This is a genomic window from Roseateles sp., from assembly GCF_046300915.1.
Classification (GTDB): domain Bacteria; phylum Pseudomonadota; class Gammaproteobacteria; order Burkholderiales; family Burkholderiaceae_C; genus Kinneretia.
The window spans coordinates 1-2,542 of sequence record NZ_JBKCLH010000016.1 but is presented as its reverse complement, the minus strand read 5'-3'; the positions used below and the strand labels follow the sequence as shown (position 1 = coordinate 2,542).

The 2,542-nt window shown below is 65.7% G+C and carries 2 protein-coding genes; both read right to left on the bottom strand.

Going from position 1 to position 2,542, the window contains the following annotated elements; translation table 11 throughout:
* Nucleotides 1-45: 45 nt before the first annotated feature.
* Nucleotides 46-936 (bottom strand): maltose ABC transporter permease MalG, encoded by an 891-nt coding sequence (gene malG / locus ACK5F2_RS01110; RefSeq protein ID WP_409862169.1) that lies wholly within the window; start codon nt 934-936, stop codon nt 46-48.
* Between the two features lie 16 nt (nt 937-952).
* Entirely contained in the window at nt 953-2,539 is a 1,587-nt protein-coding gene (gene malF, locus ACK5F2_RS01105; RefSeq protein ID WP_409862170.1) for a maltose ABC transporter permease MalF, read from the bottom strand.
* Nucleotides 2,540-2,542 lie beyond the last annotated feature (3 nt).

The window sequence follows — 2,542 nt, the reverse complement described above, 5'->3', positions numbered from 1 at the left end:
GTTCCGTTTGTTGTTCTGAACCGGGCCTGGACCCAGGAACGGTCCTCAGCCTTTCACGCCACCCGAGGTGAGCCCGGAGACGATCCAGCGTTGCGCCGCCAGGAACACCAGCGTGATCGGCAGCCCTGATAGCACGGCGGCCGCCGCGAAGTCGCCCCACAGATAGCGCTGGTCGTAGAGGTAGAACTTGCTGCCCACGGCCAGCGTGAGGTTGGGCTCCTCGCGCAGCAGGATGGAGGCCACGGGGTATTCGATGATGGTGCCGATGAAGGCCAGAACGAAGACGACCATCAGGATGGGCACGGCCATCGGCAGCAGCACGTAGCGAAAGGCCTGCCAGTGGCTGGCACCGTCGACCTTGGCGTTCTCCTCGATCTCGGCCGGGATGGTTTCGAAGTAGCCCTTGATGGTCCCGATGTGCGTGGCCACGCCGCCGAGGTACGCCACGATCAGTCCGGTGTGCGTCTCGATGCCCATCCAGGGCAGCGTCTGGCCGATGCCCTCGAAGATGGCGTAAATGGCCACCAGCGCCACCGCCACCGGGAACATCTGCAGCACCAGCATGCTCGACAGGATGACGTGCTTGTGTGCGAACTTCAGCCGCGCGAAGGCGTAGGCGGCCGTGGTGCTGATGGCCACGATCAACACCGCCGAGATCGTGGCGATCTTGATGGAGTTCCACAGCCACAGCAGCACCGGGAACGGCGGCTCCGTGACGCTGCCATCGGCGTTGACCACGGGAATGCCCAACGCCAGCTTCCAGTGCTCCAGGCTGATCTCGCTGGGGATCAGCGAGCCCGTGGCGAAGTTGCCGGGCCGCAGGGAAATGGAGATGACCGCCAGCAGCGGAAACAGCGTGAGTGCCAGCAGCGCCCACAGGAACGCATGCGCAAGCCACACCCGCCAGCGTTCGCCCTTGCCCGTCACGATGGCCATGGGGGTGCCCTTCCTCTCAGCTCTTGTTCGCGGACGCCCGCATGGCGCGCAGCTGCACGATCGACATCAGCGCCACCATGAAGAAGATGAGTGTCGAGATGGCCGCGGCCAGCCCGAAGTTCTGCCCCGCATCGGTGAAGGCGATGCGATAGGTGTAGCTCACCAGGATGTCGGTGGTGCCGGCCGGCAGCTTCGTGTTGAGGTAGTCGGGCCGCCCGTCGGTGAGCAGCGCGATCAGCACGAAGTTGTTGAAGTTGAAGGCAAACACCGAGATCAGCAGCGGCGTCAGCGGCTTGATGATGAGCGGCGCGGTGATGCGGAAGAAGTTGGTGAGCGGGCCGGCACCGGCCAGGGCCGAGGCCTCGTACAGGTCCGACGGAATGGCCTTGATGAGGCCGGTGCACAGCACCATGATGTACGGGTAGCCCAGCCAGGTGTTGACGATGAGGATCATCGTCTTGGCCAGCAGCGGGTCGGCAAACCAGGCCGGCCGCACGCCGAAGACCGCGTCGAGAATGGCGTTGATTTCGCCGAAGTTCTGGTTGAACAGGCCCTTGAACACCAGGATGGAGATGAAGCCCGGCACCGCGTAGGGCAGGAAGAGCAGGGTGCGGTAGGTACCGCGGAACTTGAGGTCGTCCCAGTTCAGCAACACGGCCAGCAGCATGCCGATGGCGGTGGCGCAGAGCACGGTCAGGGCCGAGAACAACACGGTCCAGCTGAAGATGGCGAGGAAGGGGCCGCGGAACTCCGCATCCATCACCATGCGCGTGTAGTTGCGCCAGCCCACCACGACCTTGAAGCCGGGTTGCTGCACTTCGCCGGCGGCGCTTTCGAAATAGCCGGTTTGCAGATTCGGGCTGAAGCGGGTCTGGTCGGCCAGGCGCAGCAGGCTGCCATCATCCTGAGCCTGCCAATGGCGGCTGATGGCGCCGAACTCGCGCAGGCCCAGATAACGCAGCTCCTGCGCGGCGCCGGGCAGGCGCAGCTTGAGCTGCATCAGCGCCTCGCGGTGCTCGATCAGCTCGCGCAGGGGCAGGGCTTGCTGCAGCGGCGCGGTCAGGGGTTGCTGGGCGGACTGCGCGGGCAGCATGTCCACGCTCAGTTCCTGACGGGTGGTCTTCAGGGCCAGAGCAGGCGAAACCCAGCTCGGGCTGCCATCCTCGGCGCGCAGCACCAGGCGGAACTCCGGCCCATCGGCATGCAGGGTGAAGCCCTGGGTCTGGCCGGCCACCGCCTCGTGCTGGTCGAGCAGGTACTCACGCACCCGCTCCTGGCTCAGCAAATGGGCCGAGGAGTAGTTGGTGAAGCCGATCTGCGCCGTGTAAATCAGCGGGAAGGCGATGAAGATCAGCATGCCGGCAATGCCGGGGAAGAGGTAGCGCAGGGCAAACGCCGCCTGGCTGACGTAGATGTAGAACACCAGGACGAAGAAGCCCAGGGCGCCCAGGGCCAGCCAGGTCTGGCCGGCGGCATGCATCAGGAACACCAGATAGAGCGAGGCCAGGCCGGCCGCGCCGGTCAGCGGCCAACGCAGGCGCTGGGCCAGGCGCTCCAGGCGGCTGGGCGGCAGCTGGGTGTAGACGCCGCGACCGAGCGGCAAGGC

What these genes read in the sequence shown, in the direction of transcription:
- malG (WP_409862169.1), bottom strand. Translation starts at nt 936, where the DNA reads ATGGCCATCGTGACGGGCAAGGGCGAACGCTGGCGGGTGTGGCTTGCG.